Here is a 15,048-nt window from a genome sequence, read left to right on the forward strand (position 1 = left end):
GCAACCGTCAGGCGGTGGCAGCGCCGTAGACAAGGGCTGTGTCGAAATACTCGTAGAATTCCACTGCCTTGCCATCCTTGAAACGCCAGAAATCGACCTTCGGGGTCTCAGCGATCTTCCCGGTCCTTTTGTTGGTCCAGGCACATGAGCCGCGCGCGAAAACAGCGTCGCCCTGCGCGACGTATTCATTCATGGTGTAGTACTGCATGCTCCAGTCAGCCAGCAGACCGTCGAAATAGCCACGCAGCTGCGCGCGGTCGTCATAACACTTGGCAAAGGGCACCGCCGGAGCCCCCTGCGGAAGCGAGTCGAATTTGATCTGCGGGCCGATGACGCTGTCGAACCAATAGTCGACGCTCCCGCCTTTGCTGTCGTTCCACCGACGATAAGCTTCTTTGAGCAACTGAACGTTGGCTTCGCAGGACATCGCATTCCCTCCATATGCATTTGACAATGAACGTGGGAAACGCGGCCACCCGCTTCAGAAGTGGCGGGCTTGTTTTGGCTCTACCTCCGAGCGTAGCACAATGAGTCTACAAAAAAAGGCCCCGGATCGCTCCGGGGCCTTCGTGTCGCAGCTGGATGCGATCTCAGTAGCGGTAGTGGTCCGACTTGTACGGACCTTCCTGCTTCACGCCGATGTAGTCGGCCTGGTCCTTGCGCAGCTCGGTGAGCTTGACGCCGATCTTGGCGAGGTGCAGGCGCGCGACCTTCTCGTCCAGCGACTTCGGCAGCACGTAGACTTCCTTCTTGTACTTGCCGTCCTTGTTGTTGGCGAACAGCTCGATCTGCGCCAGCGTCTGGTTGGTGAAGGAGGCCGACATCACGAAGGACGGATGGCCCATCGCGTTGCCGAGGTTCACGAGGCGGCCTTCCGACAGCATGATGATGCGGTGCTTGTCGGGGAATTCGATCTCGTCGACCTGCGGCTTGATGTTGGTCCACTTCAGGTTACGCAGACCCGCGATCTGGATCTCGTTGTCGAAGTGGCCGATGTTGCAGACGATGGCGCGATCCTTCATCGCGCGCATGTGCTCGATCGTGATGATGTCCTTGTTGCCGGTCGCGGTGACGAAGATGTCGGCGCGCGGGGCGGCGTCTTCCATGGTCACGACCTCGTAGCCTTCCATCGCGGCCTGGAGCGCGCAGATCGGATCGACTTCCGACACCATCACGCGGCAGCCGGCCTGGCGCAGCGACGCGGCCGAGCCCTTGCCGACGTCGCCGAAGCCCGCGACCATCGCGACCTTGCCCGACATCATCACGTCGGTGCCGCGACGGATGCCGTCGACCAGCGATTCACGGCAACCATAGAGGTTGTCGAACTTCGACTTGGTGACGCTGTCGTTGACGTTGATCGCCGGCCACAGCAGCGTGCCGGCCTTCTGCATGTCATAGAGACGATGCACGCCCGTGGTGGTCTCTTCGGAAACGCCCTTGATGCTCTTGGCGATCTCGGCGAAGTAGCCCTTCGGCTTCTCCTTGAGCTGCTTCTTCAGGAGCGCGAAGAAGACTTCCTCTTCCTCGGAGCCGGGCTTGTCGAGGAAGGCGGTGTCGCCGTTCTCGGCGCGCAGACCGAGATGGACGTACATGGTGGCATCGCCGCCGTCATCGAGGATCATGTTCGGGTGACCGCCGCCGTGCCAGTCGAACAGTTTTGCGGTGTAGTCCCAGTATTCGGCGAGTGTCTCGCCCTTAACGGCGAACACCGGAATGCCGGCGGCGGCGATCGCCGCGGCGGCGTGGTCCTGCGTCGAATAGATGTTGCAGGAGACCCAGCGAATGTCGGCGCCGAGGGCTGCCAGCGTCTCGATCAGCACGCCGGTCTGGATCGTCATGTGCAGCGAGCCGGCGATGCGCGCGCCCTTCAGCGGCTGCTTCGGGCCGAACTCCTCGCGGGTGGCCATCAGGCCGGGCATCTCGGTCTCGGCCAGCGAGAGTTCCTTGCGGCCGAAGTCGGCCAGCGAAATGTCCTTGACGATGTAATCGGTGAAGCCGGGCTTCGCATTCATAGCGGAGGTCCTGTTGTTGAATTGGTCATTCCGGATCGCCTCAAAGAGGCGATCCGGAATCTCGACATGATGGATGAGGATTCCGGGTTCGCCGCTGTCGCGGCGCCCCGGAATGACGTTGGTACTTAGACTACGCGCTTGAGCGCTTCGACGAGATCGGTCTTCTCCCAGGAGAAGCCGCCCTCGTTGTCGGGCGTGCGGCCGAAATGGCCGTAGGCCGAGGTGCGCGCGTAGATCGGGCGGTTGAGGTCGAGATGGCTGCGGATGCCGCGCGGGGTGAGATCCATCGCCTTGGCGGCGGCCTTCTCGAGTTCGTCCTCCGACACCTTACCGGTGCCGTGGGTGTCGATGTAGATCGACAGGGGACGCGCGACGCCGATGGCGTAGGCGAGCTGGAGGGTGCAGCGATCGGCGAGACCGGCGGCGACGATGTTCTTGGCGACGTAGCGCGCCGCGTAAGCCGCCGAACGGTCGACCTTGGTCGGATCCTTGCCGGAGAACGCACCGCCGCCATGCGGGGCCGCGCCACCATAGGTGTCGACGATGATCTTGCGGCCGGTCAGGCCGGAATCGCCGTCCGGACCGCCGATGTAGAACTTGCCGGTCGGGTTGATGTGCCAGATGGTCTTCGGCGTGATCCAGTCCTTCGGCAGCGCCTCGCGGACATAGGGCTCGACGATGTCGCGGATCTGCTTCGACGAGATGTCCTCGACCAGATGTTGGTGCGACACGACGATCTCGCGCACGCCGACCGGCTTGCCGTTCTCGTACTGCACGGTGACCTGGCTCTTGGAGTCCGGACCCAACACCTTCTCGCGGCCCGAGTGACGCGCTTCCGAGATGAGGCGCAGGATCTTGTGGGCGTAGAAGATCGGCGCCGGCATCAGATCAGGCGTCTCGTTGGTGGCGTAACCGAACATGATGCCCTGGTCGCCTGCGCCCTCTTCCTTGATCTCGCCCGGCTGCAGCGCATCGACGCCCTGCGCGATGTCGGCCGACTGCGGATGCAGCAGGATCTCGATGTCGGCCTTTTCCCAGTGGAAGCCGTCCTGCTCGTAGCCGATGTCCTTGATCGCGGCGCGCACGACGCCTTCGATCTGCTCGTTGGTGACGGATGCGGGACCGCGGGTCTCGCCGGCGATCACCACCTTGTTGGTGGTCGCGAGCGTCTCGCAGGCCGCACGGATCTGCCACGGATCGATGCCGGCCTTCGGCCCTTCGCGGTAGAACAGATCGACGATTTCATCGGAGATCCGGTCACAGACCTTGTCGGGATGACCCTCGGACACGGATTCGCTGGTGAAGAGATAGGACGCGCGCATCAGTAACCCCTTGTTCCGCCGTTAACCTGGCGGGCGTTTGCGATGTTTAACCTTGGATTATGTCAATCACGCCGTCGCGAGATGACGTAGGACTCGTCGAGAAACCAGAGCCCGTTGTACTTCCGCAGCACGTCCCGGGCGGCATCCAGAGTGCGGCCGTTTTGAGTCATTTCTGTCAATCGGTCGTCCTCGATCTGCGCCACATACACCGCCGCATTCCACGCTGCAAAGGCCGTCGAGGTTCCGATGGTACCCGTCACCTCGTTGGGCAGCGCTTCCATATCATACCTGAAGATCGAACGGTTGTCCGCATAAGCATTAAAATTTAGGTCACGGCCCAACGACCCGAGCTCATACTTTACCGCGCGCAATAGCTCATGACGGCTGACCGCGAAAGGATTTTCTCCAGGCCAGATCGCCTGGATCATTTCCATGCCGGGATCGTGACCGTGGGAGTGGATACCGATCAGGCGCCCGCCCGGCCGAAGCGCCCGCGCCAGCGGCGCAATGATCCGTTTTGCCCGGAAATTGACCGAGGACAGGGCGCGGTAGGGCTGGGATGCAATGACCAGGTCGAAATTGGCCTCGGTCTGGCCCGGCCGCGGAATGGTCGAATCCAGCAGGAACCTGTGGTCCTCGCGGTAGAGCACCAGGACGACGGGCCGCTCGTAGAGCGGCATGGCCGTGCGCGGGCTGATCGCGGCGCGCCAGTTCTGTTCCAGGAACGGCCTCAACTCGGCGATCTGCTGCTCGAATTCGCCCGACGAGGCGCCCCGTAGCGGAACCTCGTGCCAGACGGTGGCCGCCGCCGCCGCAGGCGATGCCGGCGTGAGCCAGGGCGCCTCGGAGTAGAACATGTTGGTGAAGACGAACACCGACGCCGGATGCTCGAAAATGCGGTCCGGGACCCTCTCCAGCGTCAGCCGCAAGTCCTCGAGGCTGAGCTCCTTGCCGGCGACGTAGAACGGCATGTGCGGGTAGCGCTGGTGCGTTGCGCGCAGCACCCGGGCCAGCACCGTGCCGTCGCCGACCCCCGCGTCGAAGATGCGCAGCGCCGGGGGGCGCGGATGGATGCTGGCGAGCTCCAGCGCGACGCGCTCGGCAACCACCCGCTTCTCGCTGCAGGTGTGGACGAACAACAGGTATTTCTGCCGGTTCTCGAAGAAACGGAAATTGCCGCGCGGATCGCGTTTTTCCGGGGGCACCTGGAGCCCCCGCGGCGGCGGCAGACCGCCAGTCGTCGATGCGGCGATATAGGCCTGGATCCGCTCCAGCGTGTCGATCGTGATGCGCTTTCCCTCGCGCAGGCGATGGACCAGCTTCCCATCGTTCACCGCGCGCCGGCCAAACGTCGATTCCGCCATGTCCGCCTTGCGGCAGAACTCGGTGATTTGGCTAAGGATTTCGTCGTTCTTCATGAGTGGGAAAGCGGTGGGCAGAACTGTTGGGACCAGCGTCGTAGCAAAATCTGCCCACCGAGGGAATACCCTCTCTTGGCTTTACCCCACGTCCAATGACGAGCGCGTGAACCCCGGCGCACCGCCGGGCAACAAACAAGCGCTTCTCCTTCAAGGGACCATCGCCATGCGCCGCCTGCTCGTCGCGCTCTGCCTGCTCACGGCAACCATGTGGGCCGCGGCCGCCTTCGCGCAGGCGCGCAGCCAGCTCGGGCCGCTCTGCACCACCGACACCACGCCGCCAGACCAGATGATCGACGCCTGCAACAAGATCGTGGCGCTGAAGGTGTTCAAAGGCGAGCAGCTCGCGACGATCTATTTCTGGCGCGCGGTGGGCTGGAACAAGAAGGGCGACTATTCGAAGGTCATCGCCGACACCACCGAGGCGATCCGGCTCCAGCCGAGCCAGGCGGTCTACAATCTCAGGGGATCGGCCTATTACGACAAGGGCGACTACGACATCGCGATCGCCGATTTCGACGATGCGCTGAAGCTCGGCCCGCCTGATGGCACCATCTTCCACAATCGCGGCAACGCCTGGCGCGGCAAGGGCGACTACGCCAAGGCGATTGCCGACTACGACGCCACGATCAAGCTGCAGCCCAAATCGACGTTCTCGTTCCAGAACCGCGGCATCGCGAAGGAGGCGCTCGGCGATCTCGACGGCGCGCTTGCCGACATCAACCAGGCGATCCGGCTCGACCCGACACTGCCGCAGCCGCTGATCAATCGCACCGCGATCTGGCGCGTGCGGGGCGATCTCGATCGCGCCATTGCCGACGGCAGCGAGGCGATCCGGCTTGCGAAAGAAAAACCGCCCGTCAACATCATGACGCCGCCGAACAGCGTGCTGATCTCCGGCTATATCCACCGCGCGCTGGCCTATGAGGCGAAGGGCGACTACGCCCATGCGCGCGACGACTACAAGGCGACGCTGGCGATCGTGGCGTCCGATGCCGGCAGCAAGGCCAACCAGGCGACCGCCAAGGTGCGGCTGTCGCTGGTGACGGATGCGCTCACCCCCATCCCGCGCGATGCGCCGTCACCGGTGACGCAGCCGGCCCCGCAGCAAACGGGCGCGGCGCCTGCGCCCTCGCCTGCCCCGGCGACGCCTGGCAAGCGGCTCGCACTGGTGATCGGCAATGGCGCCTACGCGCATGTGAAAGCGCTGCCCAATCCGGCCAACGATGCGCGCGCCGTCGCCAGGAGCCTGCGCGACATCGGCTTCACGGTGTCGGAGGGCATCGATCTCGACCGCGCAGCGATGCAGAGAGTGACGCGCGACTTCCTGCGCGAGGCGGCGCGGGCACAGGTCGCGTTGGTGTACTATGCCGGCCACGGCGTGCAGGTCGACGGCCGCAACTATCTCATCCCCGTCGACGTCGAGCTCAAGCCCGGCGCGGGCATGACGGAGGCGATGATCGACATGGACACGATCATGGCCGGCCTCGACGACCAGGTCCGCACCAACATTTTGATCTTCGATGCCTGCCGCAACAATCCGATGGCGCAGCAGGTCGCAGCCGCCGGCACCAACCGAGGCATCGAGGGCGCTTCGGGCCTCGCAGCGCCAACGAGCCTGGGCGCCGGTGCAACGCTGGGCGCGGGCACGCTGATCGCGTTCGCCACCGCGCCGGGCCAGGTCGCGCTCGACGGCGAAGGCGCCAACTCGCCGTTCTCCGCCGCCCTCTCCCGCCATCTCGGCACGCCGGGGCTGGAGGTGCAGCAGATGCTGACGCGCGTGCGGGCGGAAGTGGTCTCGAGCACGAAGAACAAGCAGGTGCCGTGGTCGAACTCGTCGCTGCTGGGCGAGGTCTATCTGGCGGAGAAGTGAGGGCGGGTGAGCGCACTGGTTTTCAAAGGTGCGACGCTGCCCGCCACTCACTCGGTGTCATCGCCCGGCTCGACCGGGCGATCCAGTAATCCGAGACACCAGTGATTCACCGAGAAGCCGCAGCGTACTGGATTCCCCGCTTTCGCGGGGAATGACAGCGGAGGACGAAGCATCTGCCATCGCGCCAACGCGCCAAATTTGCAACAACCCGTGAGATAGTCGCACGCAACCTGCGGCTGCTCTATTTTGTCGCATATCGTTATCCTACAGTGCCGGCAACACCGGGCATCGGTGTACTGATCGCTGGGGAATCTTGTGAGAAAATTCATCGCCGCTGTCGGCATCATTCTGTCCGTCATATTCGGGGCACAGCCCGGCCTCTCGCAAAACGCTCCGTCCAGCGAGGCAGCGCGCAAAGCGGAGCTGGCCGCCTCATGGCAGGCGGCCGGCAATGCGGGCACGGCCGGCCCCGCCGACATTCCCCTGATCGACCAGGCGACGCTGAAAATCCCGGCCGGTGACTTCTTCGTGCCGAAGGCCGAAGCGGCACGGGTGATGCGCGCGCTCGGCAACACGGTTCACGAAACGAATTTTGTTGGCCTCGTGCTCGGCACCCGTCAGAACGACCGCTGGCTGGTGGTGATCAACTATATCAAGGAAGGCTACATCAAGGATGATGCCGCCAAGGACTGGAACGCCGACGATCTCCTGAAGAACCTGAAGGAAGGTGTCGAAGAGTCCAACAAGGACCGCGCCGCCCGCGGATTTCCCGAGATGGAGGTGATCGGCTGGATCGAGCCGCCGAAATATGATGCCGTGGCGCATCGGCTGGTCTGGTCGATCCTCGGCAAGGACAAGGGCGCACCGGACGACGCGCGCAAGGACGTCAACTACAACACCTACGCTTTGGGGCGCGACGGGTATTTCAGCCTGAACCTGCTGTCGGACTCGAGCCGGATCGCAACAGACAAGGGGGCGGCGCACGAGCTGCTCGCCAACCTCTCCTATCAATCCGGTAAGCGTTACGAGGATTTCAGCGCCTCGACCGACCGCATCGCCGAATACGGACTGCTCGCGCTGGTCGGCGGCGTCGCCGCCAAGAAGCTCGGCCTGTTTGCCCTGGCGCTCGCCTTCGTGCTGAAATTCGCGAAAGTCATCATCTTCGGCCTCGCAGTGGCCGGTGCCGGCGTCATGAAATTCTTCCGCCGCAAGCCGCGCGACGATTCCGCCGGCGGCGCCGCATGAAGACGCTTTTCCTGCTGCTGTTCTCCGGACTGAAATGGGGAAAGCTCGCCACCAGCGGCGGCACCATGCTGCTGTCTCTGGCGGTCTACGCGACGATCTGGGGCTGGCGCTACGCCGCGGGCATCATCGCACTCTTGTTCGCGCACGAAATGGGGCACTACATCGCCGCGCGGCAGCGAGGCCTCGACGTCGGCGCGCCCACCTTCATTCCATTCGTCGGTGCCTGGATCGCGCTCAAGGACAAGCCTGTCGATGTCGAGACGGAGGCCTATGTGGCGATCGCGGGCCCGGTGGTCGGAACAGCGGCGGCGCTCGCGGTCTATCTGTGGGCGAGATCGGAGGACAGCGCCCTCCTGCTCGCGATCTCCTATGCGGGGCTGTTCCTCAATCTCTTCAACCTGCTGCCGATCTCACCGCTCGATGGCGGCCGGGTGACGGCCGTCCTCGGCCCGCGAATCTGGTTCGTCGGGGTGCCGATCCTGGTTGCCTTGATGCTGTATCGGCCGAGCCCGATGCTGCTCATCGTGGCGATCCTGGCGGCCCCGCAGCTGATCAGCGCCTGGCGGCACGATCCGCACGCGCCGGAGAACGTCGCCTATTACGGCGTGCCGCTCCAGACCAAGCTCGAATATGGCGGCGCCTATCTCGCGCTCGCAGCCCTGCTCGCGGTCATGACCTATGACGTGCACGAGATGCTGGGGCCGATGATGCGGACGGCGCCGTAGTCAAGCGCGCCGCGCGTTCGCCCCAGCTGTCATCGCCCGGCTTGACCGGGCGATCCAGTATTCCAGAGACAGCGGTGAGATACGGAGGGGCCGGCGTACTGGATTCCCCGCTTTCGCGGGGAATGACAGTGAGAGTGTGGAGAGGCCCCCGTCACTCACGGCTGCGCGGAGCCTTATTGGCCCCACACTTCCTTGGCGATCTCGACCGCAAGGCCGAGCTTCGCCCACTGCTCTTCCTCGGAGAGGATGTTGCCCTCCTCGGTCGAGGCAAAGCCGCACTGCGGGGACAGCGCGAGCTGCTCCAGCGGCGCGAATTTGGCGGCCTCTTCGAGGCGACGCTTGATGTCGTCCTTTTTCTCGAGCTCGCCGAACTTCGAGGTGATGACGCCGACCACGACAACCTTGTTGCCCTTGGGCAGGAAGCGCAGCGGCTCGAAGCCGCCGGCGCGGTCAGAGTCGTATTCGAGGAAGTAGCCATCGTAATTGGTGCCGGCCAGCATGGTCTCGGCCACGGGCTCGTAGCCGCCCGAGGAGATCCAGGTCGAGCGGAAATTGCCGCGGCAGACATGCGTCGTCACCACCATGTCGGCCGGCTTCTCGGCCAGCGCGTAATTGATGACGCGCGCATAGATCTGCTGGAGACCCTCGGGATTGTCGCCGCGCTCGCGCGCCTTCTTCAATTCGTCCTGCGAACAGAGATAGGCCCACACGGTGTCGTCGAACTGGAGATAGCGGCAGCCCGCATCGTAAAACGCCTTCACGGTCTTGCGGTAGGTCTTGCCTAGGTCTTCGTAGAACGCGTCGAGATCGGGATAGACGTCCTTGGAGATCGCCTTGCGGCCGCCGCGGAAGTGCAGCACCGCCGGCGAGGGGATCGTCATCTTGGCGGTGACGTGGGCCTGGTCGGCGGACTTCTTCAGGAAGCGGAAGTGATCCAGCATCGGATGGTCGTCGGGGAAATCGAGCTTGCCGATCACGCGGACCGCATCATGCCGCGTCTCGACGCCCGCGAACTGGATCCCCGTGTCCGGGTGAAACATTTCGCAGCCGGTGAGCTTGGCCAGGAAGTCAAAGTGCCACCAGGAGCGGCGGAATTCGCCGTCGGTCGCGAGCTTCAGGCCGATCGAGGCCTGCTTGTGCACGACCTTCTCGATCTCCAAGTCCTCGATCTTGCGCAGATCGTCGGCCGAGATCTCGCCCTTCTCGAGCCTGACGCGGGCTTCCTTGATCTTGGCCGGACGCAGGAGACTGCCGACCTCGTCGGCGCGGAAGGGGGCTTTGGTTCGCTGCATTTCTTGTCTCTCCCGTATTTCTAGTGGGCCGCCGCCCCTGCGACGCCGAGGTGGCGCTCGAGGACCGACGGGTCGGCCTTCAGCGCGGCGCTCGGGGCGTCGTGGACGATCGTTCCGCGCTCCAATATCACAACACGGTCGGCGAGCCCCAGAATCTTTTGCGCGTTCTGCTCGACGATGATCGAGCAGATGCCGCCCGCCCGGGTGATGGCGCCGATCGCCTTCAGAAGCTCCTCGACGATGATGGGGGCGAGGCCCTCGGTCGGCTCGTCCAGCAGCAGGACCTTCGGGTTGAGGATCAGCGCCCGGCCGATCGCCAGCATCTGCTGCTCGCCGCCGGAGAGCTGGTTGCCGAAATTGCTCCGCCGCTCCTTCAGCCGCGGGAACATCTCGTAGACCCTCTCGACCGTCCAGGGGCCGGGCTGCGCCACCGCGGTCATGTTCTCTTCCACCGTCAGCGAGCGGAAGATGTTGCGCTCCTGCGGCACCCAGCCAATGCCGGCCCGCGCCCGCTGATCGGGCCGCAAGCTCGTGACATCGGTGCCGGCCAGCGCGACCGAGCCGGAGAAGCGGCGGGTGACACCGACGATGGAATTGATCAGCGTGGTCTTGCCGGTGCCGTTGCGGCCCAGCAACGCAAGCACCTGCCCCTCGGCGAGGCGCAGGGACATGTTGGGCAGCACCACCGCCTCGCCATAGCCGGCGCGCAGGGCGTCGATCGCGAGCAGGTCAGACATTGACCGCCTCCTCGCCGAGATAGACGGCCTTGACCTGCGGGTCGCGCGCGACCACGTCGGGCGGACCTTCGGTGAGCAGCGCGCCCGAGACCAATACCGAGATGCGGTCGGCGAAGGAAAAGACGAGGTCCATGTCGTGCTCGATCAGGAGCACGGTGACGTCGCGCGGCAGGCTGCCTACGACCGCGAGAATGTCGTGGCGTTCGCTCTCGGGCACGCCGGCGGCGGGCTCGTCGAGCAGCAGCACGCGCGGCTTGGCGGCGATCGCGACCGCGATCTCGAGCAGGCGCTGCTTGCCGTAAGGCAGCGTCACGGTCTCTTCGTTCATGACGTCGAGCAGATGGAAGCGCCTCAGGAGATCGGCGATCTCGCCATTGACGTCGCTCCGCGTGCCCATCCGCCGCCACCAGTCGCCGCCATGGCCGAGGCGTTCGGAGACGGCAAGGCCGATGGTCTCGAGCGGGGTCAGGTCGGGATAGAGCTGGTTGATCTGGAAGGTACGCGACAGGCCGCGCAGCACGCGCTTGTGCACGGGCAGATCGGTAATGTCCTGGCCTTCGAGCAGGATCCGGCCCGAGTTCGGCTTCAGCACGCCGGTGAGCTGGTTGATGACCGTGGTCTTGCCGGCGCCGTTCGGGCCGATCAGCGCGTGGCGGGCGCCCTGCTCGATCTTGAGCGACAGGTCCCGCGTCACGCGCAGGCCGCCGAAGGTCTTTTCGAGGTTCTGGGTTTCGAGCGCAATGGTCATGCGTCGCTCTCCGGCACAGCGACGACAGCCTTGCGTCCGGCAACCTGCTTGATGACCAGGTTGGGCACATAGAGCACCCAGCGGTGCAGGCGCTGGCGGCCGACCAGCACGATCACGACCAGTACGAGGCCGATCCAGAACTGCCAGTATTGCGGGGTGATGGTGGAGAACACTTCCTGGAGCATACGGAAGATCACCGCGCCGACCAGTCCGCCATAGAGATAGCCGGTCCCGCCGATGACGAGCACCAGCATCAAATCGGCCGAACGCTCGAAGGCGAACACGTCGAGGGAGGCGATCGCCGTGGTCTGGGTGAACAGCGCGCCCGCGACGCCGGCATAGAACGCCGCGAGCGTGTAGATCGCGATCAGGCGGCGGTTGACGGGGATGCCGATGGCGGCTGCGCGCAGCGGATTGTTCTTGATCGCGCGCAGCGACAGGCCGAACGGCGAATGCACGACGCGGCGAGCGAACAGGAACAACAGGAACAGCACCGCCAGCGAGTAGAAGAAGCCGGTCTTGCCGAACATGTCGAACGCAATCTCGCCGAAGATCGGCTGCATCTCGATGCCCTGAAGGCCGTCAGTGCCGCCGGTGATGTTGGAGAAGCGCTCGGCGAGCGCCTCCAGCAGCAACGCGATACCGAGCGTGACCATCAGCCGGGTCAGATCGACGCCGCGGATCACCAGGAAGCTGGTGGCGAAACCCAGCACCATCGCGGCAAGGCCGGCGACGATCAGCGCGAGCACTGGCTCGCTGATGATCCCATGCAAGGCGAGAAGCCCCGCGGCGTAGGCGCCGACGCCGAAGAAAGCGGCGTGGCCGAGCGAGACGATGCCGGCATAACCGAGGATGAGATCGAGCGACATCGCGAACAGCGCCAGCCGCAGGATGTCAGTCATGATCAGATAGCGCGTGGGAAAGGCGAAGCCGCAGGCCAGCACGACGAGCCAGAAGGCGACTTCGCCATAGTGCCAGCGCGCGTGGCGCTGGGCGTGATAACCGACGTCGGAGGAAGCGCTCATCGGCGGCCTCAACGCGCGGCCGTGCGGCCGAACAGGCCGTTCGGGCGCCAGATCAGGATCACGATCATCATGGTGTAGATCACGAAGGGGCCCATCTTCGGCACATAATATTTGCCGGCGACGTCGCCGATGCCGAGCAGGAGCGAGGCCAGGAACGGCCCGGTGATCGAGGACGAACCGCCGACGGTGACCACGATCAGGAAGTAGATCATGAACTTCAGCGGGAAATACGGATCGAGGCCGAGGATCTCGGCGCTCAGCGCGCCGCCGAGGCCGGCAAGCCCGCAACCGAATGCAAAGGTGAAGGCGAACACCTGCGGCACGTTGATGCCGAGGCCGCTCGCGGCACGGGGATCATCGACCGCGGCGCGCAGCCGGCTGCCGAACCGGGTCTTGGCCAGCACCATCTGGAGACCAATAGTGAGCAGGCCGCAGATCACGATGATCATCAGCCGGTAGCGGCCGATGCCGACGCCGAACACGTCGAACTGGCCCTGGAGCGCAGCCGGCAAGTTGATGAAGACGCGCGACGAGCCCTGGATGTAGTCGACGGCCGCGACCGACATGAACGTCAGACCGATCGTGAACAGCACCTGGTCGAGATGGCTGCGCGCATAGAGATGGCGGTAGAGCGTTCGCTCGAGCACGATGCCGATCGCAGCCGACGAGACGAAGGCGAGCGGCAGCGCAGCGAAGAACGGCCAGCCCATCCGGTTGACCAGGACCATGCAGACATAGCCGCCGGCCATGGCGAAGGCGCCGTGGGCGAGGTTGACGAAGTTCATCAGGCCGAGCGTGACCGCAAGCCCGCAAGCGAGCACGAACAGCAGCATGCCGTAGGCAACGCCATCGAACAGGTTGGTGAGGATAGAGGTCATCGGAAGCGGGTGAACCCTGGTAATCACTCGTCATTCCGGGGCAGCGCGCAGCGCTGAACCCGGAATCCATTTCCATCACGTCGAGATCCCCGATGCGCGCTAAGCGCGCTCGGGGATGACGCGCTTTTCGCGCGTCACTTCTTGGTCTTGCCGAGATCCTTGACGGCTTCGAAGGTCGCGAACTCGACATTGTAGAGCTCGCCGTCGACCTTCTCGACCTTGCGGATGTAGATGTTCTGCACGATGTCGCGGGTCTCGGGGTCGATCGAGATCGGGCCGCGCGGGCTTTCCCACTTCTGGCCCTTCATGGCTTCGACCAGCTTGGTGCCGTCGGTGTCGCCATTGGTCTTCTTCAGCGCCTCGTAGATGAGGTGGATGCCGTCATAGCCGCTCACGGCCATGAAGCCCGGACGGTTGCCGTAGGCCTTCTTGTAGGCCGCGACGAAATCCTTGTTCATCTGCGAGGGATGCGCCGCGGAATACAGATGCGCGGTGACCGTGCCGAGCACGGCGTCGCCCATGTTGTTGAGCAGGTCGTCGTCGGTGACGTCGCCCGGTCCGATTACCTTGATGCCGGCCTTGTCGAGGCCACGCTCGGCATACTGCTTCATGAAGTTGCCGCCCTGGCCGGCCGGCACGAACACGAAGATCGCGTCGGGCTTGGCGTCCTTCATGCGCTGGAGGAACGGCGCGAAATCGGGATTGGCGAGCGGCGTCTTCACCTCTTCGACCACCTCACCGCCACCGGCGGTGAAATTCTGCTTGAAGAAGTTCAGCGCGTCGTTGCCCGGCGCGTAGTCGGAGGTGAGCGTCGCCACCTTCTTGATGCCGTTCTTCACCGCCCAGTCGGCGATGATGGTCGAGGACTGCGCCAGCGTGAAGCTGGTGCGCACGATGTAGGGCGAGCGCTCGGTGATGATGGAGGTGCCGGCCGCCATCACGACTTCCGGGATCTTGGCCTGGGTTGCGAGCGGCGCGGCCGCGAGCGCGGCCGGCGTCACGCCGAAGCCGGCGATGAAATTGACCTTGTCGTTGACGATCAGCTCCTGCGCGGCCGTCTTGGTCTTGTCCGGAATCGCGGCGTCGTCCTTGAGAATGATCTCGATCTTCTTGCCGGCGACGGTGTCGCCCTTCTGCTGCATGTAGAGCTTGATCGCGTTCTCGATCTGCTTGCCGGTCGAGGCCTGACCTCCGGTCATCGGCAGAATCAGGCCGACCTTGACGGTGTCCTCGGCCTTGGCCGGCACGATGGCCGCGAGGCCGGCGATGGCGGCCGCTGCTGCGGTCCAAGAGACCTTATAAGAAAACGTCTTCCGTTCGAACATCAGATGTCCCTCCCCTTCATTCCTGACCTCTTGTGCGCCGGACCGAGTGCCCGGTCCTTGGCTCAACCCTAGCTCACGCACGCGCGATGTCGCGCCACATGGCGTCTTTCGCGCCCTTATTGTCAATCGGACGTTTGGCGACCATTCGGCGCAAGCCGCGCGTCCCGATTGCCGACGACAGGGAGCGATGCCGTGGTTACGTCCGGGTAACCCGAGCATCCCCATCCTGGTCGCTCCTATTTGTACGATTGTACAAATAAAATGGACCTGTCAACGAAAAAGCCCCGCCGCCGACCAAGCCAGTTTGTCGCGCGCCCCTTGGCACAACAGTCTAGAAAGCGGCCGGCCGCGTGGATGGAGAATTTCGTCTTTCTTTTGCAGAATTCGGACACCGGCGAGGCTTCGGTTCACTGCAAGTTGGTAGCCAAATACCTACCTCGAATAAGTC

The 15,048-nt window shown here is 64.2% G+C and carries 13 protein-coding genes; 3 read left to right on the plus strand and 10 right to left on the minus strand.

The window, feature by feature from the left end:
- Positions 1-7: 7 nt before the first annotated feature.
- The 4 genes from AB7535_RS22555 to AB7535_RS22570 form a co-directional block, all read right to left on the minus strand.
- Positions 8-427 (minus strand): nuclear transport factor 2 family protein, encoded by a 420-nt coding sequence (locus AB7535_RS22555; protein WP_439036866.1) that lies wholly within the window; start codon positions 425-427, stop codon positions 8-10.
- Positions 428-590: 163 nt separating this feature from the next.
- The gene (ahcY, locus tag AB7535_RS22560; RefSeq protein WP_063982186.1) at positions 591-2,012 is read right to left on the minus strand and encodes an adenosylhomocysteinase; all 1,422 of its coding nucleotides are present in this window, start codon (positions 2,010-2,012) and stop codon (positions 591-593) included.
- Positions 2,013-2,137: 125 nt separating this feature from the next.
- The gene (gene metK, locus AB7535_RS22565; protein ID WP_439036867.1) at positions 2,138-3,334 is read right to left on the minus strand and encodes a methionine adenosyltransferase; all 1,197 of its coding nucleotides are present in this window, start codon (positions 3,332-3,334) and stop codon (positions 2,138-2,140) included.
- Between the two features lie 62 nt (positions 3,335-3,396).
- Complete coding sequence (locus tag AB7535_RS22570; RefSeq protein ID WP_038957543.1) at positions 3,397-4,752, minus strand: hypothetical protein; 1,356 nt, start codon at positions 4,750-4,752, stop codon at positions 3,397-3,399.
- 166 nt (positions 4,753-4,918) lie between these two features.
- Between AB7535_RS22570 and AB7535_RS22575 the strand changes: the two genes are divergently transcribed.
- From AB7535_RS22575 to AB7535_RS22585, 3 genes are all read left to right on the plus strand, one after another.
- Positions 4,919-6,625, plus strand: a complete 1,707-nt coding sequence (locus AB7535_RS22575) for a caspase family protein (RefSeq protein WP_439036868.1) — start codon at positions 4,919-4,921, stop codon at positions 6,623-6,625.
- 315 nt (positions 6,626-6,940) lie between these two features.
- Complete coding sequence (locus tag AB7535_RS22580; protein ID WP_439036869.1) at positions 6,941-7,870, plus strand: DUF2167 domain-containing protein; 930 nt, start codon at positions 6,941-6,943, stop codon at positions 7,868-7,870.
- Positions 7,867-8,595, plus strand: a complete 729-nt coding sequence (locus tag AB7535_RS22585) for a site-2 protease family protein (RefSeq protein WP_439036870.1) — start codon at positions 7,867-7,869, stop codon at positions 8,593-8,595. The genes AB7535_RS22580 and AB7535_RS22585 overlap by 4 nt, the downstream gene beginning before the upstream one ends.
- A gap of 173 nt (positions 8,596-8,768) precedes the next feature.
- Here the strand turns inward: AB7535_RS22585 and AB7535_RS22590 are convergent, their stop codons facing one another.
- From AB7535_RS22590 to AB7535_RS22615, 6 genes are all read right to left on the minus strand, one after another.
- Positions 8,769-9,887, minus strand: a complete 1,119-nt coding sequence (locus AB7535_RS22590; protein WP_439036871.1) for a cobalamin-independent methionine synthase II family protein — start codon at positions 9,885-9,887, stop codon at positions 8,769-8,771.
- A gap of 20 nt (positions 9,888-9,907) precedes the next feature.
- Positions 9,908-10,624, minus strand: coding sequence for an ABC transporter ATP-binding protein (locus AB7535_RS22595; RefSeq protein ID WP_439036872.1), 717 nt, complete (start codon positions 10,622-10,624; stop codon positions 9,908-9,910).
- On the minus strand, positions 10,617-11,372 hold the full coding sequence (locus tag AB7535_RS22600) for an ABC transporter ATP-binding protein (protein ID WP_071912046.1): 756 nt from the start codon (positions 11,370-11,372) through the stop codon (positions 10,617-10,619). The genes AB7535_RS22595 and AB7535_RS22600 overlap by 8 nt, the downstream gene beginning before the upstream one ends.
- A complete protein-coding gene (locus AB7535_RS22605; RefSeq protein ID WP_439036873.1) occupies positions 11,369-12,397 on the minus strand; it encodes a branched-chain amino acid ABC transporter permease in 1,029 nt (342 codons plus the stop codon). The genes AB7535_RS22600 and AB7535_RS22605 overlap by 4 nt, the downstream gene beginning before the upstream one ends.
- Before the next feature lie 8 nt (positions 12,398-12,405).
- Positions 12,406-13,275, minus strand: a complete 870-nt coding sequence (locus tag AB7535_RS22610) for a branched-chain amino acid ABC transporter permease (protein WP_007612509.1) — start codon at positions 13,273-13,275, stop codon at positions 12,406-12,408.
- 134 nt (positions 13,276-13,409) lie between these two features.
- The gene (locus tag AB7535_RS22615) at positions 13,410-14,600 is read right to left on the minus strand and encodes an ABC transporter substrate-binding protein (RefSeq protein ID WP_063982179.1); all 1,191 of its coding nucleotides are present in this window, start codon (positions 14,598-14,600) and stop codon (positions 13,410-13,412) included.
- Positions 14,601-15,048 lie beyond the last annotated feature (448 nt).

This window comes from Bradyrhizobium sp. 956_D2_N1_4, from assembly GCF_052076025.1.
Lineage (GTDB): Bacteria > Pseudomonadota > Alphaproteobacteria > Rhizobiales > Xanthobacteraceae > Bradyrhizobium > Bradyrhizobium barranii.

What these genes read in the sequence shown, in the direction of transcription:
- AB7535_RS22570 (WP_038957543.1), bottom strand. Translation starts at nt 4,752, where the DNA reads ATGAAGAACGACGAAATCCTTAGCCAAATCACCGAGTTCTGCCGCAAG.
- AB7535_RS22605 (WP_439036873.1), bottom strand. Translation starts at nt 12,397, where the DNA reads ATGAGCGCTTCCTCCGACGTCGGTTATCACGCCCAGCGCCACGCGCGC.
- AB7535_RS22595 (WP_439036872.1), bottom strand. Translation starts at nt 10,624, where the DNA reads ATGTCTGACCTGCTCGCGATCGACGCCCTGCGCGCCGGCTATGGCGAG.
- metK (WP_439036867.1), bottom strand. Translation starts at nt 3,334, where the DNA reads ATGCGCGCGTCCTATCTCTTCACCAGCGAATCCGTGTCCGAGGGTCAT.
- ahcY (WP_063982186.1), bottom strand. Translation starts at nt 2,012, where the DNA reads ATGAATGCGAAGCCCGGCTTCACCGATTACATCGTCAAGGACATTTCG.
- AB7535_RS22600 (WP_071912046.1), bottom strand. Translation starts at nt 11,372, where the DNA reads ATGACCATTGCGCTCGAAACCCAGAACCTCGAAAAGACCTTCGGCGGC.
- AB7535_RS22615 (WP_063982179.1), bottom strand. Translation starts at nt 14,600, where the DNA reads ATGTTCGAACGGAAGACGTTTTCTTATAAGGTCTCTTGGACCGCAGCA.
- AB7535_RS22575 (WP_439036868.1), top strand. Translation starts at nt 4,919, where the DNA reads ATGCGCCGCCTGCTCGTCGCGCTCTGCCTGCTCACGGCAACCATGTGG.
- AB7535_RS22590 (WP_439036871.1), bottom strand. Translation starts at nt 9,887, where the DNA reads ATGCAGCGAACCAAAGCCCCCTTCCGCGCCGACGAGGTCGGCAGTCTC.
- AB7535_RS22555 (WP_439036866.1), bottom strand. Translation starts at nt 427, where the DNA reads ATGTCCTGCGAAGCCAACGTTCAGTTGCTCAAAGAAGCTTATCGTCGG.
- AB7535_RS22610 (WP_007612509.1), bottom strand. Translation starts at nt 13,275, where the DNA reads ATGACCTCTATCCTCACCAACCTGTTCGATGGCGTTGCCTACGGCATG.
- AB7535_RS22585 (WP_439036870.1), top strand. Translation starts at nt 7,867, where the DNA reads ATGAAGACGCTTTTCCTGCTGCTGTTCTCCGGACTGAAATGGGGAAAG.